Origin of the sequence: Dehalobacter sp. (genome assembly GCA_023667845.1) — a bacterium.
In the GTDB taxonomy this organism is placed as follows: domain Bacteria; phylum Bacillota; class Desulfitobacteriia; order Desulfitobacteriales; family Syntrophobotulaceae; genus Dehalobacter.
In genome coordinates this window covers 1-2,504 of the sequence record JAMPIU010000183.1, presented here as the reverse complement: position 1 = coordinate 2,504, position 2,504 = coordinate 1, and the positions used below count along the sequence as shown (strand labels likewise).

2 protein-coding genes are annotated in these 2,504 nt (G+C 44.0%); both read right to left on the bottom strand.

Annotation, left to right across the window (positions count from 1 at the left end; genetic code table 11):
* A partial coding sequence (locus NC238_15530) for a hypothetical protein (GenBank protein ID MCM1567318.1) occupies nt 1–1,048 on the bottom strand: 1,048 nt, incomplete at its 3' end.
* 17 nt (nt 1,049–1,065) lie between these two features.
* On the bottom strand, nt 1,066–2,274 hold the full coding sequence (locus tag NC238_15525; GenBank protein MCM1567317.1) for a hypothetical protein: 1,209 nt from the start codon (nt 2,272–2,274) through the stop codon (nt 1,066–1,068).
* Nucleotides 2,275–2,504: the final 230 nt, after the last annotated feature.

The window sequence follows — 2,504 nt, the reverse complement described above, 5'->3', positions numbered from 1 at the left end:
TTTCTGTAGAAAGGCCTGCCGGTAAGGGGACGGCGGCAGCCTCTATGCGCTCTTCGGGAGTGAGCCAAATATGCTGCAAAACTATCTTTGACTCCAAAAAATCATCACGTTCAATAACTAAAGCGTTGCTTTTTCCATCGGATACCAGGTTGTGATAATAGCCTTCCGGCAGAACCTTTTTAAGCTGGCTTTCAGATTGAGAATATAGGAAAACCTTGTCATAATAGATCTCTTGCGATGCTGTGGCGCCCTTTTCGGGGTGCCGGCAGGCCAGCAAGCCCTTTTCCAGAAGGCCGGCCATAAGATATTCCCTGTCTGCCTGCCAAACCAAGGTAAGCTCGGCGCCATTATGGATGCCGTAGTAGCCTTTGCCGCCGTTTTCTAAAGGGAGAAGAATTTCCTTATTATTAGATGAGATATCTTCCGTGGACAGCAGCCGGAATTCTTTACCTTCGTAATTGAGCTGCATTTCTCTGCCTATTATTGATCTGAACTCTGATTCGGTATCGTATAAGATGATGCTTTGGGATTCTTTGCTGGTTATGAAATAAATCTTGTCGTTCAAAGAAATAAATTTGGGCAGATGGCTGAAATAGCTTTTGCCAACATAAATGGAATTTGCCGGACCCTGGCCGGCGCCTGCAAAAACCTCTGTATAATAGTAATCCGCATCAATGTCGGGCCTGATCAGGCTGAAAGCATAGTTTTCGCCGTTGATCACGCCGGAATGGAAGAAATGGTTGGGGTAGCTATTCCTATCATCAGCTTCCATCAAAGGGATATGGCGGCCATCGTAGGTATAGCGATAGGCGCCCAAGACCGTTGTATAGCCTGAGCCTGTTTCATTATAAAGGACCCGGCTTACGCCATATAGAAAGTGCTCTTTACCCATAGCCAGAATTTGAATATCGTCAGTCCCATACTGCGAGACGTCAAAGTCCAGCTCGTATAATTGGTATGCTTCTTTTGGGCTGCAGCCGACAAGCAAGCTAAATAGAGCAAGAGAAAGAATAAAGATCAATAAAGGTTTTTTGGTAATAGATATCATTACATCCAGATCCTTTCTTAACCTGCCGGGCATCCCTTTTCTATATATAGTGATGCATCAAAGCCGACCTTTGTTCCGTTAAAAAGCAGGGTAATATCATTTTGGGGAAGAGAGCCGGCAGGTACAAAAGAAACTTCTGTGCCGTCGGGTTTTACCGCTGTTATTCCGGGCTTGGCATCAAAGCGCCATAGTGTTCCGTCCTGGGCCAAAAAATATTGCCTTTCCCTGTTAACGAGCCCCTTGTCAGCTGCCGGCTCAATAGTGATCTCATCAGCTGAATTGATCGTAATCCAATAGCTGTTTTCCTTTGCTTCTATGGGGAGGGGATTTGGCATGATCGGGAAGACCCTGGTCATTAGGAAATTTATGCTGCCATCTTCATTAGCTGTGGCATATTTAATCGTATCAGCCTGACCTTCAAGGGCAACAACAGTATTGGCGTAAACATCGACTAAACCGCTGTAAGCAATCCGATCCAGTTGACTTTTGTCACCGGATGAATAGATGATAGCTGCCGAGAGCCAGAGCTTTCCGCCGCAGCTTATCAGGGAAGATTGTTCTAAAGTGAATTGATCAACGTGGAAAATTTCAGATAGACTGGAGAAATAATCGTAGTTGTCGTACCAGACTTTATGAATGCCGCCTGTATCATCAAGATAAAAAAGAGAGCCGTCATGCCAGGCAATATCTACAATAGTCTTGCCTTGTAACGGCAAAGCAAAATTGCTAATAACATCACCATTCCAAATATATACGACACCTTCACTTATCCAGATTACAGAATTATCACCAAGGGTGACATGGCTGGCATGGGGCAGAGGATACTCTATGCTTAGTACGCTTACAGTGGAGTCATATGGAGCAAGTTCCTCCTCTGATGAATGAACAATATGTGCTAATAGATCGGGGATAGGGCCATGGGGAGTGATAAAGCAGCCGTTTTCATATTCATAAGAAATATTCTCACTTTGCTCAGTGGGCATAGTTAATAAGCCTTCTACGTATTGATGAACTTGATCACTGGTAAAATGATTAGCTAATGCTTCTTTTAGTAAACTGTCAATTTCAAGATCTGATAATCTTTGGAGTTTCTCTGGACTTACCCCATATGCCATCAGTTCTTTTATGTTGGGATTTTCCGTATAAGGAGCGGCCTGAGCTATTGTTAGGATACACATAGCTAAAATGATTATTAGGATCAGGTGTCTTTTAGCTTTCTTTGACATAAAAATGCCCCTTTGTATCCAATATAATTATTAGTTAAGAAAAAGGCGGTAAACCCATGGGATGTGTCTGCAGGGCAGTGACGGTACTGCGGCGCTGGGCATGCTTGTGCAAAAATTGCTACTATAATAGGCAGGATGAGAGGCACGGCTAATCACCGTGCCTCTCATCCTTTCCCGCTTAGGTTACAATAAGGAGGTGATTGGCTTGACCGAGCAAAAATTGGACTAAC

Coding starts and splice junctions, on each gene's coding strand:
- NC238_15525 (MCM1567317.1), bottom strand. CDS start 2,274: ATGTCAAAGAAAGCTAAAAGACACCTGATCCTAATAATCATTTTAGCT.